The sequence below is a fragment of the Pseudomonas sp. FP198 genome, from assembly GCF_030687895.1.
Lineage (GTDB): Bacteria > Pseudomonadota > Gammaproteobacteria > Pseudomonadales > Pseudomonadaceae > Aquipseudomonas.
Map to the genome: position 1 here is coordinate 5,670,652 of NZ_CP117452.1, position 21,849 is coordinate 5,692,500.

The following is a 21,849-nucleotide window of genomic DNA, read 5'->3' on the forward strand; positions in this document are numbered from 1 at the left end:
GGAGGCAGCTGCGACAGCATGCGATGATCGACTGCCGCAGCGTTCCGGCCACAAGAAACAGAACGGGGTAAAACGCGCAAAGGGACAGCGCTCTCGTGCCCTTTGCGCTTGTAGCAGATCAGATACCCAGGCAGAGGTATTTGATTTCCAGGTAATCCTCGATGCCGTACTTGGAGCCCTCACGGCCCAGGCCCGAAGCCTTGATGCCGCCAAACGGCGCGACTTCGTTGGAGATCAAACCGGTGTTGACGCCGACCATGCCGTATTCGAGGGCTTCGGCCACACGGAACACACGGCCCAGGTCGCGGGCATAGAAGTACGAAGCCAGGCCGAACTCGGTGTCGTTGGACATCGCGATCACTTCGGCTTCGTCTTTGAAGCGGAACAGCGGCGCCAATGGGCCGAAGGTTTCTTCCTTCGCCACGGCGGCATTTTTCGGCACGTTGGTCAGGATGGTCGGCTCGAAGAAATTGCCTTCCATCGGCTTGCCGCCCGACAGCACGGTCGCGCCTTTGCTGACCGCATCGGCGATATGTTCCTGTACCTTGGCAACCGCTTTTTCGTCGATCAACGGACCGGTAGTGATGCCGTCTTCCAGACCGTTGCCGATCTTGAGCTTGGCCACCGCTGCCTTGAGTTTCTCGGCGAAGGCGTCGTACACCGAATCCTGGACGTACAGGCGGTTGGCGCAGACGCAGGTCTGGCCATTGTTACGGTATTTGGAAATGATCGCGCCTTCGACGGCCTTGTCCAGGTCCGCGTCGTCGAACACGATGAACGGCGCGTTGCCGCCCAGTTCCAGGGAAACCTTCTTGATGTCCTTGGCGCATTCGGCCATCAACTGGCGACCGATCTCGGTCGAACCGGTGAAGGACAGCTTGCGCACGATCGGGTTGCTGGTCAGCTCGCCACCGATGTCGCCGGCACTGCCGGTGACCACGCTCAACACGCCTTGCGGGATGCCGGCACGGTGCGCCAGCTCCACCAGGGCCAGCGCCGAGAACGGCGTCTGCGAAGCCGGCTTGATGACCATGGTGCAACCGGCGGCCAGGGCCGGACCGGCCTTGCGGGTGATCATCGCGGCCGGGAAGTTCCACGGCGTAATCGCGGCGGTCACACCGATTGGTTGCTTGATCACGATCAGGCGCTTGTCCGGCTGGTGGCCGGGAATCACATCACCGTAGATGCGCTTGGCTTCTTCGGCGAACCATTCGATAAAGGAGGCGGCGTAGACGATCTCGCCCTTGGCTTCGGCCAGCGGCTTGCCCTGCTCCAGGGTCATCAGGCGACCGAGGTCGTCCTGGTTTTCGATCAGCAATTCATACCAGCGACGCAGCTTGTTGGCGCGCTCCTTGGCGGTCAACCCACGCCAGGCCGGCAGCGCCTTGTCGGCGGCTTCGATCGCGCGACGGGTTTCGGCAGCGCCCATCTTCGGCACTGTGCCCAATACTTCGCCCGTTGCCGGGTTGGTGACCTTGATCGTCTGACCATTGTCCGCATCGACCCAAGCGCCATCGATAAAGGCTTGCTGGCGGAACAACTGGGTGTCTTTAAGCTGCATGTCGGCTTTCCTTAACAGCACCGCGCGCACGCGGAGCGAATTAGAGTTGTAGAAAGGCGCCTCATGGGCTGCCGTCAGGGAAATCATCCACCGGGCTGAAGCACAGAAATAACGCACATAAGCACAGACGTGCGGTTCAGCACCCAGACAAGAGCGTTTGAAATCTCAAACGAATCCTAGGGCCGATGGGGTTGGAGGACAATAGGCTGTTCGAAAAAAAGAACGAAAAAGCTGCATTTGCCTGTTTTTTCTGATCAGCGTAGCCAACAGCCGCCGAGCGAGGCGAAAACAAACGGCAAATCAGCAGCATGGACGCCCGCCATGCTTATGAGTATCATGGCGCCCGCGTTGCACCAGTAGCTCAGCTGGATAGAGTACTGCCCTCCGAAGGCAGGGGTCGTGGGTTCGAATCCCGCCTGGTGCACCAGACATGAAAAATCAAAAGCCCCAGTCCTCACGGATTGGGGCTTTTTTGTGGCGCTGTCCTTACCCGATTCTGAACTGGGTAGTTTTGGGGCTGCTGCGCAGCCCAGCGGGAGCAAGCTCCCTCGCCACGCGCACTCTCTCTCATCGCTTGCGCAACGCCTCCAACCGCGCCGGCAGGTCTTCCTTGGGAAAGCGCTTGTGCAGCGCCAGCAGTTTTTCATCAGCGGCCTTGCTATCCCCCGCCTCGCGCAATCGCAGCACCTCAAGCAGCTCCTGCTCAAGTGTTGGCACTGCGGCGGGCGCGGCGTTGCTCATTTTCGCCGCGGGCTTATCCGCCAACGCTTGTATCGGGCTGGCCGGAGCTCGGGCCAGTTCGCCCTGGGGCGCCATGCGAGTGACCGGTGCGGGGGCCGGCAGCGGCGTAGCGGCAACCGAGGGCTGTTGCCGATCAGCGGAAAACTCCATCGAGGCGGGTGAAGCCAGTTGCTCCTCGGTCGACGTACGCAGCACCAGGCCGATCATCAGCGCCACACCGGCAACGGTGGCGAATGCCATTTGCCAACGGGGTCGCTGACAAGCCTGCAGCCAGCGCTGCCACAGGCTCGGCGCCGGCGTCGGGGCTTCACGGCGGGCGGTGGCCAGGATGAAGGCGTCCATGGAGGCCGGCGGCTCGCCGCTGGCGTGTTGGCGGAAATGCTCGACCAGCGTTTCGTCGATGGAATCCGGCGTCTGTTTGGGGTCGATCATGCGGGTACCTCCTCGGCCAACAGGCGATGCAGTTTCTGTTGGGCGTAACGCAAGCGGCTCTTGACCGTTTCCAGCGGAACGCCGGTCAGGGCAGCGATCTGTGGCAGTTCGAGATCACCGTGCAGGCGCAGCAGGAACACTTCCCGCTGATCCTCGGGCAAGGCCTGCAATGCGGCGTCCAGACGGGCCTGGTCGCGACTCAGGCTCAACTGTTGCTCAGGGTTGCCGGTGTCGTCGGGCTGGACATGAAGCTGCTCGTCATAGCTGTCGTGCAGCGGATTGTGGACGCCGTGCTTGCGCCAGTGGTCGATCAAGCGGTTACGGGCAATCTGGAACAACCATGTACGAAAACTCGCCCGGCCTTGTGGCTGAGTGGTGCTGCGGATCAGGCTGAGCCAGGTGTCCTGGAAAATTTCCTCGGCCAGTTCGGCCTTGTTGCTCAAGGACACCAGAAAACGATAAAGCCCTTGCCGATGGCGGGCGTACAGGGCTTCGAAACAAGCCCCGTCGCCTTCGCGATAGCGGGCCAGCAGCGATTCGTCGCTGGGAGAATCAAGCGCAGCGGGCATTTCGATGACGAACTCCTTTGTCATTGCAACACGGTCCTGGCGACGACAGGGGAAGCCTGTGGGAGCGAGCTTGCTCGCGATAGTGTCGGTCCAGTCGGCATTGATGTGACTGGTACACCGCCATCGCGAGCTCGCTCCCACAGTTGATCCCCATTGTGGCCGGGATCAGCGTTTGGCCGCAGGTTCGAGGCTCTGGGCCAGCTCCACCAGTTGCACGAACTCGGCACGCAGCCCGAACGGATCGTCACCGCGGGCCGAGCGCGCCAACTGCGCGGTATCCTTCAAGGTCATCTGCCCAGTGTAGCGTCCATCGCCCTTGAGCTGTTGGGCGAAGGCCGCCACGGCGGCGGAGAAACGCAGGTCATCGCTGGGCTTGTCATTGCGCGGTAAGAGGGCAATAGGATGTTCGATCAACCGGCTGCTACCGCCTTCCGCCGGTTTGTAGCGTACGCGCAACATCGCCAGTTCGCCGGACTTGCCGTCCGCCTTGGGCGCGTTCCCATAACGCAGCGGCTCCAACCAGCCCTCCTCTCCTTTCGGGACAATTTCATACAGCGCGGTCACGGTATGCCCAGCGCCGATCTCGCCTGCGTCGACCTTGTCGTTGCTGAAATCCTCACGTTTCAACGCGCGGTTCTCATAACCCAGCAGTCGATATTCGCTGACCTGGGCGGGGTTGAACTCCACCTGCAACTTCACGTCTCGCGCTACCACCGCCAGGGTGGAGCTGAGCTGGTCCACCAGGACCTTGCGCGCTTCGAGCAGGTTGTCGATGTACGCGTAGTTACCGTCACCGGCGTCAGCCAGTTGCTCCATCAGGTGTTCGTTGTAGTTATCCACACCGAAGCCCAGTGTCGTCAGGGAAACGCCGCTTTTGCGCTGATCCACGGCCATCTGCTTGAGGCTGTCGAAATCACTGATGCCGACGTTGAAGTCACCATCGGTGGCCAGCAGGATGCGGTTGATGCCTTTGTCGATAAAACTTTCCCGAGCCATCTGGTAGGCCAGCTCGATGCCCGAGGCGCCGGCAGTGGAACCGCCTGCACTCAGTTGATCGATGGCGTTGCGGATCTTCACCTTGTCGCTACCCGAGGTAGGCTTGAGCACTACCCGCGACTCACCGGCATAGACCACCAGGGACACCCGGTCCTGATCGCGCAATTGGTCCACCAGCAATTTCAGCGTGCTCTTGACCAGCGGCAGGCCTTCGCGACGGTTCATCGAGCCGGACACATCCACCAGAAATACCAGGTTGGCCGGGGCCAGGTCTGAGACGGCGCGGTCAGACGCCTTGATGCCAACGCGTAACAAACGGGTGTGGGGATTCCAGGGCGATGGCGCGATTTCGGTGGTCACGCCAAAGGGCGAACCGTCGGTGGGCAACGCGTAGTGGTAAGGAAAGTAGTTGACCATTTCCTCCAATCGCACAGCGCCCTCGGGTGGCAAGTTGCCTTGGTTGAGGAAACGTCGCACGTTGGCATAGCTGCCGGTATCGACATCCACACTGAAGGTCGAGACCGGTGTCTCGGCGACGCTGTGGACAGGATTTTCCGGCAGCTTCTCGTACTGTTCGCGCGGCTCGCTGCGGTAATCATTGGAAATAACATCGCCCATCGGCGCAGGCATTGAGGCCGGAGCGGCCATGCGCTTGGCCACAGGCTGGCGCACGTAGGCGATCTCCCCTTGCGGCGCGACGATGGGCGCCGCCGCCACCGGTTCCGCCGACTTGGCAGCCTCACGGGACGAAGACATCCCACAGCCGGCCAAAGCCACCAGCAGGGTGACGGCAAAGCCCTGGGTGGCAGGACGTATATACGAAAGCGGACGGGACATGGGCTGAACCTCGTGAGTGGATGATCCGTTCACAAGGTCAGACGCAAGAGATCAGTGGTTCGGGTTAACGACCAGAAAATTTTCTAGGCACTTGTCCTCTCAGCGGCGGCAATTAGCCTCAGCGAGACGGAATGGCCCGCAGGTCATCGGCGATGAAACGGCTCAACTGGCTGGTGTAGTACTCCTCGACATCGGAATTGCCTCGTTTCGTGAGGGCACCAGCGATGCCTTTCATGGCGTGGAACTGCCCGATCGCGCCAGCCGGCATCAGCCCTTCGCGAGCCTGGGCAAAATGCAGCACCTCGGCGCCGGCCTTCTTCACCTGGACTTGGTAGCTAAAATCGACACTGGCAAGGTACGTACCGTCGGCAACGATACTGTTCATCAAGCCACCCTGGGTGTCCTGGATACGGCGGGCGTAGACGGCGTTGATATCCAGCAGGTAGTCAGCGCTTTCCTTGCTGGAGGCGTAGCGATTGCCGTCGAGCAAGCGCACGATCAGGTCGGTGTGCAGCTTGTCACGGACTTTTTCGTCGGGCAGGAAACGTTCGTTCTTGCCGGCGACCTCGACGTTGAACGTGTCGATCCAGTATGTGGCGGTTTTGGGGATAGCCACTGGCGCAGGAGAAATGTAGTAATCCGGCTTGGAGGCGCAGCCCGCCATAAGGAAGAGGGCCAGGAGGGTGGCAAAAACGCGCATGAGATTCGTCCCTGAAAGAAGTGATGCCAAAATGGTGGCGCCATTTTAAGGGCGACGGTGGGATTCTCAAGCGTTTTTTCTTGTTCGCGCGGTGCAGGATCAGGACTCACAGGCCAAAGAGGGCCGCAGGATTTTTGCATGCCTTCCCGGAAAATAAGCCGCCGCCCCCACGCCCACCGCGCCCATCACCACGCAATACGCCACGCAAACCCACGGGCTCCACGGCACCAGCGCAATCAACAACAACGGCGTCATGCTGGCCCAGAGTGCATAAGCGATGTTGTAGGTGAAGGAGATACCGGACACGCGAATCTTTGGCGGGAACAGGCTGACCATCACCGAAGGCACCGCGCCGACCACGCCGCAACCCAGGCCGGCCACGGCGTAGGCCAGGCCCAGCCAGTCGCTCCCGCTGATCAGGCTGGCATAGAGCACGGCGATGCCCAGCGGCAACAGCAGGCTGTAGAGCAAGACGGTGCGCCAGGCGCCGATGCGGTCGACGACGAGGCCGGCCAGGACGCAGCCGATGTTCAGGAAAACGATGCCGAGGCTGCTCAGGGCAAATGTGTGGCTGGGGGTCAGGCCGAAGCTTTTTTGCATGACGGTCGGGGTGATGACCACAAAGACCACCACGGCGGAAGTCAGTACGCAGGTCAGAATGGCGGCGGGCAGCAAGGCATGCCGATAGTCGCGCAGCACCGTGCGTAGCGGCAGTTCCGCCGCGCCTTCGCGATTGGCTTGCAGGGCCATGAAGATCGGCGTTTCGCTCAACCAGCGGCGCAGCCAGACGCCGATCACGCCGAAGACCCCGCCCAGCAGGAACGGCAAGCGCCACGCGTAGTCGAGGATTTCGGTCGGGGTGAAGATCCGCGCCAGCGCCGTGGCGGTCAAGGCGCCGAGCAAGTAGCCGAAGGTCAAGCCCGCCTGGAGAAAGCCCAAGGCATAGCCGCGATGCCGCAACGGCGCGTGTTCGGCCACGAACACCCAGGCACTCGGCACCTCCCCGCCCACCGCCGCGCCTTGCAGGATGCGCAACGCCAACAACAGCAATGGGGCGAAATAGCCGATTTGCGCGTAGGTCGGCATCACGCCGATGAGCAGACACGGCAACGCCATCATCAGGATGCTCAGGCTGAACACCCGTTTGCGCCCCAGCCGGTCGGCAAAGTGCGCCATGAGTATCCCGCCCAGGGGACGCGCCAGATAGCCGGTGGCAAAAATCCCGAAGCTCTGCAGCAGGCGCAGCCACTCAGGCATTTCCGGCGGGAAGAACAGTTGGCTGAGGGTCAGGGCGAAAAAAACGAAAATGATGAAGTCGTAGATTTCCAGCGCGCCGCCGAGGGCGGCGAGGCCCAGGGTCTTGTAGTCGGAGCGGCTGAGCCGTGCGCCTGGCAGATGATGGGTGGCAGTCATAGGCATGTTTGGAGAAATGGTTGGAAGAAAGCGCCGGTTCAGACAGCGGGACCCTTGTCCACGGGCTGCGCCGACGGTTGGCCTGGCTGGGCGTCTACGGCCTCGTCAGCAGGCAGAAAATCCTTGCGGCTCTGGGCGATGGCCCGGCGTATTTCGTCGCCCTTGGTGGGGCAGTTCTTGAGGCGGGCGATGCCGTCGGTTTTCTGCGTCATCGCCATCCTCCGGTATGAGTGAACAGGCGCCGATAGTGCTCGCTTTTGGCGCTCGATGCCAACTTACGTGACGATTGGGGCGGCCGCTCAGCGGTGGTAGCGGCGCACCACGCTGCTGTTGCGCAGTACGTGGCCTTTGAGTTTTTCCATCAACTGGGCGCGTGTGAGGCCGGCGGGCAATGCGTCGGGTGGCAGGTCCAGGGCGAATATCTGGATCAGGTAGTGATGAGCGCTGTCGCCAACGGGTGGGCACGGACCGATGTAGCCGTGAGTGTTCTTGCTGTTGATGCCGCTCATGCCTTCCAGGGTGGATTTGGTGCCCGCGCCCGCCGGGATCTGTCGGGTGCTGGCCTTGATCCCGTAATGGACCCAGTGGTCGACGCCCTGCCCGCGCTGGCCGTCGGGATCGAGCATGACGATGGCATAGCTGAGGGTGCCAGGCGGGCCAGCGTTCCAGCTCAGCGCCGGAGAAATATTCTTGCCGCCGCAGGTGTTCGCGTCACTCGCGGCGGCGGCAGTGAAGAGGCGGTCGTCCGACACACCGGGAATGCTCAGGGTGAAACGCTCTTCGGCCTGGACAACCCCTTGCGCGCACAGCACGAGGGTGACGGCCGCGAGCCAGGAGGAAAGGGAGGTCAATCGAGTCATACCGGGCACCTTAATTCGATTCAGGCCATGGACGGCCTGCGAACTATAGCCGCAGCGCCAGCCCGGTTGCAGTGACAATTATGCTGAACCTCGTTGCACTCCCCTGACTCGAACGGGAAACGCCTGTCGGAGAACGACCATGCCCATGCATCAAGTCGCCCGCCTCGCTGATGTGCGAGAGGACCGCGGCCTCGAAGTGACCCTCAACGAAACACCCATCCTGCTGCTGCGGGCTGGCGGACAGGTCCGAGCCTTCCAAGGCAAATGCCCGCATGCCGGGGCGCCGCTGGCCGAGGGCGCGGTATGCCACGGCAGGCTGATCTGCCCGTGGCACAAGGCCGCGTTCCGTGCCGAAGACGGCGCCCTGTGCGAGCCGCCGGCCCTCGACAGCCTGCAGCGTTATCACGTCGAGGTGCGAGGCGATGAAGTATGGGTCGATGAGCAACCACTGCCAGCCGAAAAAATCCCTCCCGCCGATGACCCGCGCACCTTTGTCATCGTCGGCGCCGGAGCGGCCGGCACGGCTTGCGCGGCGGCGCTGCGCGAGAAGGGTTTCGGTGGCCGGATCCAGATGATCGACCGCGAAGCCGAGGCCGGTTATGACCGCACCGTACTGAGCAAATACGTATTGGCCGGCGACATGGCCGCGGAAAAGACGCCGCCCTTGCGCGATGAAACCTATTTCATCCGGCAACGCATCGAAAGGCGCAACGGCGAAGTGGCCGGGCTCGACATCAGCGCGCGCCAGATTCATCTCGCCGACGGTCAACGCCTGGACTATGACGCACTGCTCATCGCCACCGGTGGAGTGCCCAGGACGCCAGACATGCCGGGCCTCGACTTGCCCAATGTGTTCACCCTGCGCTCTTTGGCCGATACCCGGCAGATCCTCGACCGTGCCCAGCCGGGGCAGCGAGCGGTGATTATCGGCGACAGCTTCATCGCCATGGAAGTCGCCTCGTCCCTGCGCAAGCGTGAACTGAGCGTGACCGTCCTGGCCCGCCACCCGGTCCCGTTCGCTGCGCAGTTTGGCGACAGCATCGGCAAGGCGATCCTGGCCCGACACAGGGCCAATGGTGTGGTCTATCACAGCGAGGGCGAAGCGGCGCGGATCGAAGGTGCGGAAAAAGTCGAAGCCGTGGTGCTGGATAACGGTCAGCGTTTCGCGGCGGACCTGGTCATCATCGGTGTCGGCGTGCGCCCGGCGACCGAGCCGTTCGCCGATCTGCCGCAGGAAAAAGATCAATCATTGATCGCTGACGACGGCATGCGCGTGGCCGATCACGTCTGGGCCGTTGGCGATATCGCCACCTTTCCCCTCAACGGCCAGCCCCGGCGCATCGAACATTGGCGCCTGGCCCAGCAACAGGCACGCATCGCCGCGACGAACATGCTCGGCGGTGAAGAACACTACCTGGATGTGCCGTTCTTCTGGACGTACCACTTCGGCAAACGCTACGACTACCTCGGTCATGCCGAGGAATGGGACGAGGTGCAATTCAAGGGCACGCCTGAGCATCCTCCGTTCATCGCTCTGCTCGGCAAGGACGGTCTCGTTGCCGCAGTCGTGGCCTGCGATGAAGGCCGGGCCATGGCGGCGCTGGCCCAGCGCATGAAACAACCGCTGCCGGTGGATGAGGCCTGGCGGTTGGTCCGGGATTTTTCGGTGTAGCGTCTCTAATTAAAGACAATAGAAAACCTGTGGGAGCGAGCTTGCTCGCGATGGCGCCCGATCAGTCGGCACCACTGTTGCCTGACATGCCGCTATCGCGAGCAAGCTCGCTCCCACAAGTGTCTTGCGTTGACTACGCAGAATGATCAGCCGGCAGATGAATCACCTGCGGCCGGTCCAGCGGTGCCAGGGGCGGCGGTTGCAAATCCGGGCTCAGCAGATGGAAGTGCGGCACTACGTGGCTGATGTCGCCATCCGGATTGTTATGAATGATTTTCGAGCCAGGCTGGCGCAGCGTTTCCAGTCGCTCGTCAGTCAGCTTGAAACTTGCGCTCAGGCCTTGGTCATCCACCGCAGGCCTCGGCAGCCGACGCTGGGCGAAGCTGCGGCTCTTGCGCTGTTGATATCGCGCCCAGGTAATCAGGATGATGGCGTTGACCAGCGCGATCCAGCCATAGATCTGCAAGGTTCCCAGGGTATCGAACAGCGAACCGCCCAGGCGCGGGCCAGCATGGCTGTCGAACAACGGCCAGAGCCCGTTGACCAGCAGATACAACAGCCCGACCCACGCCAGCACGGTAAAAAGCACATCGATGACCACCAGAAAAGGCCGCTGCCGGGTCCTGATAATTTTCATCGGATCACTTCCTCTTCTTCGTCATCGAACGGCTTGATCCCGCGATCCGGGCTGACCCAGCGCGCACGTTTCTGATGCTGCCCGAACAGCACCTTGGGGAAACTCACCAGGGTGGTGAACAGGCTGATCAACCAGAACACCAACGGGTACCAGACCACCCAGAACATGATGTGCCACAGGCCTTTTTCGTAGCGACGGTCGATCAGGATGCTCACCGCGAATTGCATCAGGCACACCACCGCCAGCAACAGCCCGGTGAAGGCCGGCGGCATGAGGTGGTCCACCGCGATGGCGGCGGGCATCTCGATGAATTTGCCGGCGCCCCAGAAAATCACCGACAGCAGGAAGGTGAACGCCCAACCGGTGGACAAGCAGTATTCGAACAGCAGCGGCCACAGGTAACGGTGGCGGTATTGCCAGATGCCGCGGATGTTCTTGAACAGCACTTCGGCACCGCCCTGGGCCCAGCGCAGCCGTTGCCGCCACAGGCCGCGCAAGGTTTCGGGCATGAGGATCCAGCACAACGCACGGGGTTCGTAGAAGATGCTCCAGTGGTCCAGTTGCAGCTTCCAGCTGATGTCGATGTCTTCGGTGATCATGTCCGGGCTCCAATAACCGACCCGGTGCAGCGCCGTGCGACGGAAGGCGACGATCACGCCGGACACGGTGAAGATCCGTCCGAAGACCCGCTGGGTACGCTTGATCAAGCCGATGATCGAGGAAAACTCACCGACCTGGACCCGACCCACCAAGGTTGAACGGGTGCGAATGCGCGGGTTGCCTGTCACCGCGCCGAGGCGGGCGTTGTCGAGCATCGGCGCCACCAGATAGGCGCAGGTATTCGGTGCCAGCAGCGCGTCGCCGTCAATGCACACCAGGTATTCGCTGCGCGCGGCGATGGCGCCCATGCGCAGGGCCACGGCCTTGCCCTGGTTTTCCGCCAGGTGCAGCACACGCAAGCGCGGGTCTTCGGCGGCCAGTCGGTCCAGCACCTCGGCGGTGTTGTCCTTGGAGCCGTCGTTGATGGCGATCACCTCGATGTTCGGGTAGTGCTGGCCCAGCGCTGCGTGAATCGTGTCGGCAACGTTGTCGCCTTCGTTGAAGCACGGGATCAGGATGCTGATCAGCGGTTCGCCGGCCAGGGGCGGCGGCAAGGTGTCGTCTTTCCACGGCCAGTGACGCTCCCAGTGCAGCCAGAAATACAGGCCACCGGCGATCCACAGTCCGGACATGAACAACGGGTAGAAGAACACGAAGTCCATCAGGAATTGCCCGGTGACCAGGAAGATCAGGCCCAGGGGCACCCCAAGGACGATCGCCAGCACCAGGACGGCGAGCAGTCTGTCGAGCATGTCAACGATTCCATTTGTTGGAGAGCGCAGGCCGCACGGCTTTCACGGCGGGCTGGTCTTCGATGAAGTTGTCCGGGTAGTAGCCGAAACTGGTCACGCCCTGGCGCTTGAGACGCCCCATCCAGTCGGCCAGTTGTTCGCCTTCGATATCGGCCACCGGCTTGCTGTGCCAGTCGCGCGCTTGCAGTTCGAATACCGTGCGCTTGAGCGCACCGGGGCGAGCCTTGACGGTTTCCACCAGCCGTTCGAGCCAGGGCCCGGATTGCTCGCGGGTCTGCTTTTCCATCAATGGCATGGCCATCGGAGCCGTCCAATCGTAGGCGCCGAGGAAGTCATCGAGGTTCTGGGCGAACCAGGCCTCGCTCTGCGGGTTGAGCATCGGCTCGGCAAAGATATTGCGCGCCGTGCGCACCTCCGGACCACGAATTGCCCGAACCTTGGCCGTGAGTTCAGCGGTGAAGTCGATCAGGTAGCGGCTCTTGAAACGGGTCCAGCGCTGCATGGCCGCCGGGTCGTCGCGCAGGGCGGCGATGGAGGTTGGCAAGCCGTTGGCCGCATAGACTTTCATCGCGGCTGGGCCGGCATCCTCGAAGTCGGAGAACACCGCGTCGTCATGGTACAGAACGCCGTCCACCGAGCTCATCCGCGCCAGGTCTTGGTAGATTTCGCCGATGACCTTGCGCACGTTGGGGTCGAAGGGCGACAGGCGTACGTACTGGTCCGGGGCGACGCCAATCTTGCCGGTTTCAGGATCCCAGCGCTGTACACGCGGCAACTTCGGGTCCAGGGCAAAACTGAGCACCGGCATCCAGGCATACACCTTCACGTTGGCCCGGGTGCGCAATTGCCATGCGACCCGATCGAACAGATCGGCGCGTACCGGCAGGTGCCGATTGGGGAAGTACAGCGAATGGACCAGGCCATCGCCCTTCGGGTCGGCAAAAGCTTGCAGGAAGACGGTGTTGGCGCCCAGATCGTAGACACGCTGGACCAGCTTGCCGACGTTGGCCTCCTGCTGCACAGGGTCAGGATCGTAGACGTAATCCAGGTCGACGTGGACCACCCGCATCGGGTCCATGGTCTGCACCGATACGATGCTTTCGGCGAAGTGAGCGCCGTCCGGATCGGAGGCTACCAGGAAGCGCGGGCCGCTCATCAGGTTATCGAGGCTGTCGAGACCATCTTCCAGGGTCAGGGCCATCTGGTAGCCCTGGCTGCCAATCACCTGCAACGCTGTACCATCCGCCTCGCCGTATGGCCAGACCCAGACGCGCGGACTGTAGCCGGTAACCTTGCGGATCTTCTCGGAGATGGCCGTCACGTCTTTGCGCAGACGCGCCTGGAAATCGGCCTCGGCTTCATAACGACCGGTAGCCGGATCGTAGCGCCGCGTGGTCGCCGCCGGCTGCTGGTTGCCTTGCGGGTTGGCGAGTACGCCTTTGTGATTGGCATCGGTGTGGGCGGCGATTTCCACCAGGCCCGATTTCGATACCTCGCGAATCTGCTCCCAGGTCAGGAACTCGGAACGCTTGCGCGGCACGCCGGCAAAATCCACCGGTTGATTCAGCGGCGTATCGATCCAGCTGCCAACCGGGGCGAGGATGGCCGGCCAGTTATAGGCGCGCAGGATGGGCATGACGCGGGTGTAGAAACTGGAGTAGCCGTCGTCGAAACTCAGCATTACCGCACGCGGTGGCAGTTCTGGGCCGCCGTTGCGGGCAGCGATGATCTGGTCGATCGTGACCGGCTGGTAATTGTTTTCCCGCAGCCAGGCCAATTGCTCGATCAGGCGCTCGGTGCGCACGGCCACCAAGGCTTGGTCGGGGTCGCGGTCTTCGACGTCGTGGTAGGCGATACCCAGCACGTGGTTTTTCGGCCATGGCGCATCGTTGGCCATCAGCGGCCGTTGCGAAGGCGGGGCAAATGCCGGGGCCTGCTGGGCACAAGCGCTGATCAGCAAGACTCCCAGCAGAAGGATGAATCGCGAAATGACGGGCATTTTCAAACTCTTCTAGAAGCGGTAGGTGAGGTCTACAAGCAGGCGCAGATCGCTTTCACGATCGCCGTCGTAAGGGCGGTTGAGCCAGCTCAGCGCGGCCCCGGCTTCAAGCACATCGTTCCAGAGCAGACGCTGGCCGTAGCTGAGCAACCCCATGGCGCCGGTGCTGTAGTCACTCTGGCTGTAAGTGCCGGCACCGGCCTGGAATTGCTGGCTCCAGGTGGTTTCGTAGCGGCGATACAGCACATGATTGGCGCTCACGGTCGGCATGACGCTGAAGTCCGATTTCGGGTTGAAGTACGGCACTTCATTGGAGCCGCTGTTACGACTGGCACCGACTTCCAGGCCCAGCTCCACTTGTAGCCTCGGAGCGCTGTAGATGCCTTCGCGGCCAGTCAGCAAGGTCTCGAGGCGGTTGTTGCCATCGCTGAAGTGGGACGGGCTGACAGCCAGCCGCCACTCGCGGCTTTCATTGGCACGCCAGCGGACGAAACCGCTTCCACCATTGGCGCGAATCCCGCTGTTGAGAGCCCGCAACGGAGTGTTGGCCGAGAGGTAGTCCAGGCTGCCGCCGTACTGCCAGTGATCATTGATGTCCCGGGCCACGGCAACTCGCGCGCCCTGTTTGTCACCGGAACCATACGAATGGTTGGAGATTTCCGCCTCCAGAGTCATGTCGCGGGTACGCCGCTCCACTCCCAGGCGCTGCCAGCGATGGTGGCCGGTGCCTTCCTCGAAGTCGCCGGTTGCGTATCCGGCACCGCCGAACAGCCGCCAGTCTTCATCGATGGGCGGGCTGTAGAGCAAGGTCTCGATACCAAAATCGCGGCTGCCGGTCACCGCGCCAGCGTCGCCATTGCCGCCACCGTAGCTCTTGCCGGTGTAGGCTTCGATGCGCAGTTCAGCCATGTCATGGACGTCACGCTGGCGTTGCAGGCGCTTGACGTGAGCGTTCTCGGGATAGCGGGCGACGACGTCATCGGTAAGCGCATCCATTTGCCGCCATTCCTGCAGATCCATGGCGGCGCGGGCCTGGGCGACTTCCAAGTCGCGATTGCGCGGCGTCGTGGCCTCGACTTCCTTGAGCAGGCTTTCCGAACGTCGCGGCCATTCACGTGCCTGGTACAAATCGGCCTGGGCCAGGCGCAAGCCGATATTGCCGGGCCCGTGGTAGACCAGAGCGTCCAGGCGCGCCTCGGCGGTAGGCAGATCGGCGCCGTAGGTACCTGCTTGAGCGGCCAGAAGCTGCGCGTCCATCCACTCGTCGTTGGGATTGCCGATCGGCAGCCCCTTGAGTTCCACGCGGGCCGGCTGTGCTTTCGCCAGGTCTTCGGCCAGTGCGCGGGCTTCCTCGGATTTTTCGCTTTCCAGCAAGGCGTAGTAGAGCGCAGTGCTGTCTTCGAAGCGGTCCGCAGGATCTGCATCTGGTGCAATCAGCACGCGGCGATACAGATCGACGGCAATCTCCGGTTCACGTTGCTCCAGATAGGAAGACGCCACCCAGCGCAACGCGTAGGTTGGAATGCTGACCCCTTCAGCGACCAGCTTCTGGTACTCGGCGATCACCTCGGCCCGGCGAGCCCGGGCGTTGAGGGCGCCCATGCGGTCGATCCGCCAGCGCAAGACATCATCGTGGGCCTCGGCCACCGGAGTCCAGGTGGCGAGCAGTTTGTCGTAGTCCGCCAGTGCGCGATCGGCAATGACAAAACGTTCTGTTTCGCTGCGACTGGCCATATCCGCCAGACGCACCCGCTCGGCCGCCACATCGCCTTCGAGCCTGCGCTGCACGCCACGCTCGATCAGGCCGGGCTGAAGCCGGGCCAGGCGCAGGGCCGGCTCAGGCAAACGGGCGCGTTGCAGGGCGTAGACGTACTCGCGGGCGACTTCACGCTTGTTGCTGCCGGCACGGGTGAACGCCTGGTCGTATTCGAAAAGCGCTTCGTGGGGATTGTCCGCACGCGTCAGCGCATAGCCCAAGGCCAACCGGCGCATCGGATCTTCTGGCTTGGCGGCAACGAGGGCCCTCGCGCGGCTGACGGCTTCATCTGGCTTGCCGGCATCGGCCTGGGTCAAGGCCAGGCCTAGTTGCAGATCGGGATTTTGCGGATCGATCGCCAACGCCCGGCGATGCAACTCGACCGCCGGATCCCAGCGCTTGAGGTTGCGATAGGAGCGAGCAGCTGCGGTCAGCGCCTGAACCGGAAGGTCGCGGAAGCGGCCCTGGGTTTCGTAGACCTTCACCACCTCGGCATCAAGACCGGCCCAACTGGCGATCTGCAGATGGTCACTGATCTGTGCGGTGCTGGCCTGGCCAACCGGCACCTGGCGCAATACGGACAACGCGGGCGTATAGTGCCCCGCGCGGGCGTCGAGCACCATCTGGTCATAAGCGGTATCGGCAAACGCCGCCACCGACCAGCACAATTGGCCGCACAGCGCGACGCGAAACAACGGGCGCAAACCGAATTGAATAAGAGGACCCACAGTACGCGGCATTCGTCAGCATCCTTACATGGCCAGCCGGGTCGCAGTGCCCCCTTGCCCATCAAACAGAAGGCCGGATCAAAGGAACCCAGCCAAGCTCTAACGGGCCTAGTTTTGCACTCCGTGGCGGGTCATCTTCCAGATCGCCATAATTCTTCAGAATCCATGCAGATTTCAGCGCGGCATTTTCAACGGACAAAAAAAACCGGCCCGTGCACAGGGCACGGACCGGTTTTCAGATGTTGCCTGGGACGGGTTACTGAATAGCGACGCCGCCGCCCAGCTTGTTCATCACAAACGCGGTGAACTGTTCAACGGTCATCTTCTGGCCGTTGAAATCGACCTGATTGTTGGCGTAGTGCAGATTGGTGACCACATCATTGCCTTCAAGCTTCGCCAACTCCGTGCCTACAGCCATGGCGCTGAACATATCGCTGGTGGCAGTCGCCTGGTCGGCGATCAGTTTTTCGTCGGTCTGGCCTTCCATCTGCGCTTGCACGGTCAGGAGATCCACCAGCATTGGCTTGGAAACCTTCACCTTGAAGTCCAGCAGAGCGAGCAACTGGCGGCCCAGCTCATCGGGTGGCAGGTCCATGGATTGCGGCTTGGCCAGATCGACAACCAGGCTGGCGCGGCTTTCGCCGTTAGCGGTATTGAACGAGAGGTTCTCCAGTGCCACTTGCGGGGCGCCAGCCAGGAGTTTTTCCAGGTCGGCTTTGACCTGCGCTTCTTCTGCCTCGGTGAGGTTCAGCTCTGGAGCCGGCTCGCCCGCTTCAGCGGCCTCGGCAGCTGCCTTTTCGTAGGGTTGCAGCTTGGCCTGGTAGACCTGCATCAGCGACATGGTGGCAGGGATGTCCAGGTTCTTCAGGCTGACCGCCATCTGTGCAGAACCGATGACCTTGTCGTTGAACGACAACTCGCCGATCTTGTAATCAGCGCGTCCCGAAGCACTGGTGCCGTTCTCAGAGCTGTTGTTCTTCATCTCGAAGTTTTTCAGGCCCAATACCGATTTCGGCTCGCCGAAGGTGGTCTTGCTGTTGCTCAGCAACAGGGTGTTGTCGCCCTTGTAGTACCCATAGGTGCTCTTGGTCAGGTTGCTGGCCAATGTCAGGCCACTGAACTCTACCTGAACCGGCGTCTGATCTTCGGCGACGGTGGTCAACTTGAAGCTGTCCATATAGCCGTCGGCCTTGATCTTCTCAGCCTGGGCGCTGGCGGCTACATCGATTTTCAGGCCGGAGAAGATCAGTTGGGATTGGTCATCCAGCTTGGTATCCAGAGGCAGCAGTTCGAACGTGCCGTTGGTGGATTGATCGTAACCGAGATTGAAGACGCCTTTGAGAGGCGATTTATCCTTGGCGGCAACGAACCACTTTTCGGTCAGCGGAGTCCGCTCCAGTTCGGTGTGGCTGGTGGCCATGACCGGCAACCATTTGAGCGTCATCAGGCGCGAGAATGGCAGTGGACCGTGTTCGATGTTGTCGACGAACAGCAGCTCGACCGGTTCGCCGCCGAACATTTCGCCTTCACCCTTGAGACGATAACGGGCGGTACTGCTGAAGGTGCCACGGTCCAGGGAGACCAGTTCAATCGAAGCGGTGCCATTGGAACCCGCCAAAGCCGTTTGCAGTTGCTTGTTGCTGTCGGCAATAGCGGTTTGCAGTACGCCTTCAAGCTTGGTGCCGGTATACCAGGCGCCACCCGCACTGATTGCACCCACAACCACAACGATTCCCAGAAGTACGCTTGCTGATTTGTTCATGAGTGATCCGATCGTGTTCCATGGTTGAAAAGAGTCGTCTTCCTTGACCCGCAAAGGGCTGTGGTACGACGCGATAAAAGTGGTGGGGAGATTAGCATCAGGCAAGTCAGCAAGCCCAATGTTTAAAGGGGAAAAAGCGTGTTCTTGAGAAATGGTCTACGAATATTCGACTTCGATCTCGTCAAGTTGATGATCGAAGGTCTTGAGGCGTGCTGTCCAGGTGTAGACCAACACTTCGAAATCCCGATTGATTACTGCCGCACCCGATGAGTCGTCACGCCCATCGTAGAAGTCCAATTGATAGCGCTCCCGAGCCATCGCGTTGGCCACATTGCACAGCTCGCGGGCATTGTTGAGCCAATGCCAGTCGTCTTGCGCGACTTGTTTGTCCAAGGCGGCGCATTGAGTTTTCAGGGCCTCGAGGCTTTTCTCCAGCGGAGTACCGGTGAGCTCACCCATGACTTCCTGAAACGTGCGTCCAGGCTGCCAATAGCTGCCCCAGAAATAACGGTCGAATACCGTTTCAACCCGGCGCAGCGCAACCTTGGTATCCCAGATCAAGACCAGTGTCTTGCCCTGCACAAGCTGCTTCTTCTTGATGCGCTGGCCTTGGAGAGACGCCCAGGCGACGATTGCGACAGAAATGACACCGATCAGCGCAGCCGCGCTATCCAGGAAAATCAGTGCCTTGTCGATATGGTGAGTCAGCATGACGCCATAGAAGTAGGTGGCCGAAAGCAGCACCAAGGCCGCGACAGCGCACCAGAAGCCGGGAGCATAAGGGTTTTTCATTATTGGAATCCCCATGACCAGTCACGTCGCGGGCTGTTGCTGCCAACGGCCCGACAACCAAAGCATAGCAACGGCCTGGGGGTTTGCCGGGGGGTGGCGTCAATTAGGACGGCGATCCGATTATCGGCTCCAAAAACGACAAAACCCCTGTCTGCGTTGGCAGACAGGGGTTCTGGAATTCAATCTTGACGATGACCTACTCTCACATGGGGAAACCCCACACTACCATCGGCGATGCATCGTTTCACTTCTGAGTTCGGGATGGGATCAGGTGGTTCCAATGCTCTATGGTCGTCAAGAAATTCGGTAACCAACCCGTTCAGGAACAACGTGTCGGTGAAAATCGAAGACTTCTACTAAAAACAAAACCCCTACCTGCATCAGCAGATAGGGGTTTCGGAATTTAATCTTGACGATGACCTACTCTCACATGGGGAAACCCCACACTACCATCGGCGATGCATCGTTTCACTTCTGAGTTCGGGATGGGATCAGGTGGTTCCAATGCTCTATGGTCGTCAAGAAATTCGGTAGCCAGCGCGTGCCTTACGGTCACGTTCCAGCGAATGGGTATGCGATAGTTTGTGGGTTTGACTCGAACTTTCGGTTCATTTCGTCTTCACACACCGCAATCTGGCCTCTTTCGAGTCTACAGATTGCTTGGGTGTTATATGGTCAAGCCTCACGGGCAATTAGTACAGGTTAGCTCAACGCCTCACAGCGCTTACACACCCTGCCTATCAACGTCGTAGTCTTCGACGGCCCTTCAGGGGACTCAAGGTCCCAGTGAGATCTCATCTTGAGGCAAGTTTCCCGCTTAGATGCTTTCAGCGGTTATCTTTTCCGAACATAGCTACCCGGCAATGCCACTGGCGTGACAACCGGAACACCAGAGGTTCGTCCACCCGGTCCTCTCGTACTAGGAGCAGCCCCTCTCAAATCTCAAACGTCCACGGCAGATAGGGACCGAACTGTCTCACGACGTTCTAAACCCAGCTCGCGTACCACTTTAAATGGCGAACAGCCATACCCTTGGGACCGGCTTCAGCCCCAGGATGTGATGAGCCGACATCGAGGTGCCAAACACCGCCGTCGATATGAACTCTTGGGCGGTATCAGCCTGTTATCCCCGGAGTACCTTTTATCCGTTGAGCGATGGCCCTTCCATACAGAACCACCGGATCACTAAGACCTACTTTCGTACCTGCTCGACGTGTCTGTCTCGCAGTCAAGCGCGCTTTTGCCTTTATACTCTACGACCGATTTCCGACCGGTCTGAGCGCACCTTCGTACTCCTCCGTTACTCTTTAGGAGGAGACCGCCCCAGTCAAACTACCCACCATACACTGTCCTCGATCCGGATAACGGACCTGAGTTAGAACCTCAAAGTTGCCAGGGTGGTATTTCAAGGATGGCTCCACGCAGACTGGCGTCCACGCTTCAAAGCCTCCCACCTATCCTACACAAGCAAATTCAAAGTCCAGTGCAAAGCTATAGTAAAGGTTCACGGGGTCTTTCCGTCTAGCCGCGGATACACTGCATCTTCACAGCGATTTCAATTTCACTGAGTCTCGGGTGGAGACAGCGCCGCCATCGTTACGCCATTCGTGCAGGTCGGAACTTACCCGACAAGGAATTTCGCTACCTTAGGACCGTTATAGTTACGGCCGCCGTTTACCGGGGCTTCGATCAAGAGCTTCGCGTTAGCTAACCCCATCAATTAACCTTCCGGCACCGGGCAGGCGTCACACCCTATACGTCCACTTTCGTGTTTGCAGAGTGCTGTGTTTTTAATAAACAGTCGCAGCGGCCTGGTATCTTCGACCGGCGTGGGCTTACGCAGCAAGTGCTTCACCCTCACCGGCGCACCTTCTCCCGAAGTTACGGTGCCATTTTGCCTAGTTCCTTCACCCGAGTTCTCTCAAGCGCCTTGGTATTCTCTACCCAACCACCTGTGTCGGTTTGGGGTACGGTTCCTGGTTACCTGAAGCTTAGAAGCTTTTCTTGGAAGCATGGCATCAACCACTTCGTCACCCAAAGGGTAACTCGTCATCAGCTCTCGGCCTTAAGATCCCGGATTTACCTAAGATCTCAGCCTACCACCTTAAACTTGGACAACCAACGCCAAGCTGGCCTAGCCTTCTCCGTCCCTCCATCGCAATAACCAGAAGTACAGGAATATTAACCTGTTTTCCATCGACTACGCTTTTCAGCCTCGCCTTAGGGACCGACTAACCCTGCGTCGATTAACGTTGCGCAGGAAACCTTGGTCTTTCGGCGTGGGTGTTTTTCACACCCATTGTCGTTACTCATGTCAGCATTCGCACTTCTGATACCTCCAGCAAGCTTCTCAACTCACCTTCACAGGCTTACAGAACGCTCCTCTACCGCATCACTTACGTGATACCCGTAGCTTCGGTGTATGGTTTGAGCCCCGTTACATCTTCCGCGCAGGCCGACTCGACTAGTGAGCTATTACGCTTTCTTTAAAGGGTGGCTGCTTCTAAGCCAACCTCCTAGCTGTCTAAGCCTTCCCACATCGTTTCCCACTTAACCATAACTTTGGGACCTTAGCTGACGGTCTGGGTTGTTTCCCTTTTCACGACGGACGTTAGCACCCGCCGTGTGTCTCCCATGCTCGGCACTTGTAGGTATTCGGAGTTTGCATCGGTTTGGTAAGTCGGGATGACCCCCTAGCCGAAACAGTGCTCTACCCCCTACAGTGATACATGAGGCGCTACCTAAATAGCTTTCGAGGAGAACCAGCTATCTCCGAGCTTGATTAGCCTTTCACTCCGATCCACAGGTCATCCGCTAACTTTTCAACGGTAGTCGGTTCGGTCCTCCAGTCAGTGTTACCTAACCTTCAACCTGCCCATGGATAGATCGCCCGGTTTCGGGTCTATTCCCAGCGACTAGACGCCCTATTAAGACTCGCTTTCGCTACGCCTCCCCTATTCGGTTAAGCTCGCCACTGAAAATAAGTCGCTGACCCATTATACAAAAGGTACGCAGTCACCCAACAAAGTGGGCTCCCACTGC

General features: G+C 60.3%; 15 protein-coding genes, 1 tRNA gene and 3 rRNA genes (1 of these 19 only partly in view). 2 read left to right on the plus strand and 17 right to left on the minus strand.

The window, feature by feature from the left end:
• Positions 1-118: 118 nt before the first annotated feature.
• Positions 119-1,561 (minus strand): NADP-dependent succinate-semialdehyde dehydrogenase, encoded by a 1,443-nt coding sequence (gabD, locus tag PSH78_RS25680; protein WP_305497627.1) that lies wholly within the window; start codon positions 1,559-1,561, stop codon positions 119-121.
• A gap of 350 nt (positions 1,562-1,911) precedes the next feature.
• Between gabD and PSH78_RS25685 the strand changes: the two genes are divergently transcribed.
• A tRNA-Arg gene (locus tag PSH78_RS25685) sits at positions 1,912-1,988 on the plus strand.
• Positions 1,989-2,128: 140 nt separating this feature from the next.
• On the opposite strand, the gene PSH78_RS25690 is transcribed toward PSH78_RS25685, so the two are convergent.
• The 7 genes from PSH78_RS25690 to PSH78_RS25720 all read right to left on the minus strand — a co-directional run bounded on the left by PSH78_RS25690 (position 2,129) and on the right by PSH78_RS25720 (position 8,109).
• Positions 2,129-2,734, minus strand: coding sequence for a hypothetical protein (locus PSH78_RS25690; protein ID WP_305497628.1), 606 nt, complete (start codon positions 2,732-2,734; stop codon positions 2,129-2,131).
• Positions 2,731-3,303 carry an RNA polymerase sigma factor gene (locus PSH78_RS25695; protein WP_305501406.1) on the minus strand — a complete coding sequence of 191 codons (573 nt, stop codon included), beginning with the start codon at positions 3,301-3,303 and terminating at the stop codon, positions 2,731-2,733. The genes PSH78_RS25690 and PSH78_RS25695 overlap by 4 nt, the downstream gene beginning before the upstream one ends.
• 165 nt (positions 3,304-3,468) lie before the next feature.
• Positions 3,469-5,136, minus strand: a complete 1,668-nt coding sequence (locus PSH78_RS25700) for a VWA domain-containing protein (protein ID WP_305497629.1) — start codon at positions 5,134-5,136, stop codon at positions 3,469-3,471.
• Positions 5,137-5,254: 118 nt separating this feature from the next.
• Complete coding sequence (locus tag PSH78_RS25705) at positions 5,255-5,836, minus strand: hypothetical protein (protein ID WP_305497630.1); 582 nt, start codon at positions 5,834-5,836, stop codon at positions 5,255-5,257.
• 99 nt (positions 5,837-5,935) lie between these two features.
• On the minus strand, positions 5,936-7,249 hold the full coding sequence (locus tag PSH78_RS25710; protein ID WP_305497631.1) for an MFS transporter: 1,314 nt from the start codon (positions 7,247-7,249) through the stop codon (positions 5,936-5,938).
• A gap of 38 nt (positions 7,250-7,287) precedes the next feature.
• Positions 7,288-7,461: a hypothetical protein gene (locus tag PSH78_RS25715; RefSeq protein ID WP_305497632.1), complete on the minus strand. Its 174-nt coding sequence runs from the start codon at positions 7,459-7,461 to the stop codon at positions 7,288-7,290.
• An 87-nt stretch (positions 7,462-7,548) separates the two neighbouring features.
• Positions 7,549-8,109 (minus strand): YbhB/YbcL family Raf kinase inhibitor-like protein, encoded by a 561-nt coding sequence (locus tag PSH78_RS25720; protein ID WP_305497633.1) that lies wholly within the window; start codon positions 8,107-8,109, stop codon positions 7,549-7,551.
• A gap of 139 nt (positions 8,110-8,248) precedes the next feature.
• Here PSH78_RS25720 and PSH78_RS25725 point away from each other — a divergent pair, with 139 nt between their 5' ends.
• Complete coding sequence (locus PSH78_RS25725; protein WP_305497634.1) at positions 8,249-9,781, plus strand: apoptosis inducing factor family protein; 1,533 nt, start codon at positions 8,249-8,251, stop codon at positions 9,779-9,781.
• 133 nt (positions 9,782-9,914) lie between these two features.
• Here the strand turns inward: PSH78_RS25725 and pgaD are convergent, their stop codons facing one another.
• The 9 genes from pgaD to PSH78_RS25770 form a co-directional block, all read right to left on the minus strand.
• On the minus strand, positions 9,915-10,418 hold the full coding sequence (gene pgaD / locus PSH78_RS25730) for a poly-beta-1,6-N-acetyl-D-glucosamine biosynthesis protein PgaD (RefSeq protein WP_305497635.1): 504 nt from the start codon (positions 10,416-10,418) through the stop codon (positions 9,915-9,917).
• On the minus strand, positions 10,415-11,770 hold the full coding sequence (gene pgaC / locus PSH78_RS25735) for a poly-beta-1,6-N-acetyl-D-glucosamine synthase (RefSeq protein WP_305497636.1): 1,356 nt from the start codon (positions 11,768-11,770) through the stop codon (positions 10,415-10,417). The genes pgaD and pgaC overlap by 4 nt, the downstream gene beginning before the upstream one ends.
• 1 nt (position 11,771) lies before the next feature.
• Positions 11,772-13,769, minus strand: a complete 1,998-nt coding sequence (gene pgaB / locus PSH78_RS25740) for a poly-beta-1,6-N-acetyl-D-glucosamine N-deacetylase PgaB (protein WP_305497637.1) — start codon at positions 13,767-13,769, stop codon at positions 11,772-11,774.
• A gap of 12 nt (positions 13,770-13,781) precedes the next feature.
• A complete protein-coding gene (pgaA, locus tag PSH78_RS25745; RefSeq protein WP_305497638.1) occupies positions 13,782-16,265 on the minus strand; it encodes a poly-beta-1,6 N-acetyl-D-glucosamine export porin PgaA in 2,484 nt (827 codons plus the stop codon).
• 244 nt (positions 16,266-16,509) lie between these two features.
• Complete coding sequence (locus tag PSH78_RS25750) at positions 16,510-18,015, minus strand: YdgA family protein (RefSeq protein WP_305497639.1); 1,506 nt, start codon at positions 18,013-18,015, stop codon at positions 16,510-16,512.
• A gap of 156 nt (positions 18,016-18,171) precedes the next feature.
• On the minus strand, positions 18,172-18,807 hold the full coding sequence (locus tag PSH78_RS25755) for an NADH:ubiquinone oxidoreductase subunit N (RefSeq protein ID WP_305497640.1): 636 nt from the start codon (positions 18,805-18,807) through the stop codon (positions 18,172-18,174).
• Positions 18,808-18,990: 183 nt separating this feature from the next.
• Positions 18,991-19,106 (minus strand): 5S ribosomal RNA (gene rrf / locus PSH78_RS25760).
• Between the two features lie 108 nt (positions 19,107-19,214).
• Positions 19,215-19,330: ribosomal RNA gene (gene rrf / locus PSH78_RS25765) — 5S ribosomal RNA — on the minus strand.
• Between the two features lie 148 nt (positions 19,331-19,478).
• Positions 19,479-21,849 (minus strand): 23S ribosomal RNA (locus PSH78_RS25770); it runs 517 nt beyond the window's last position.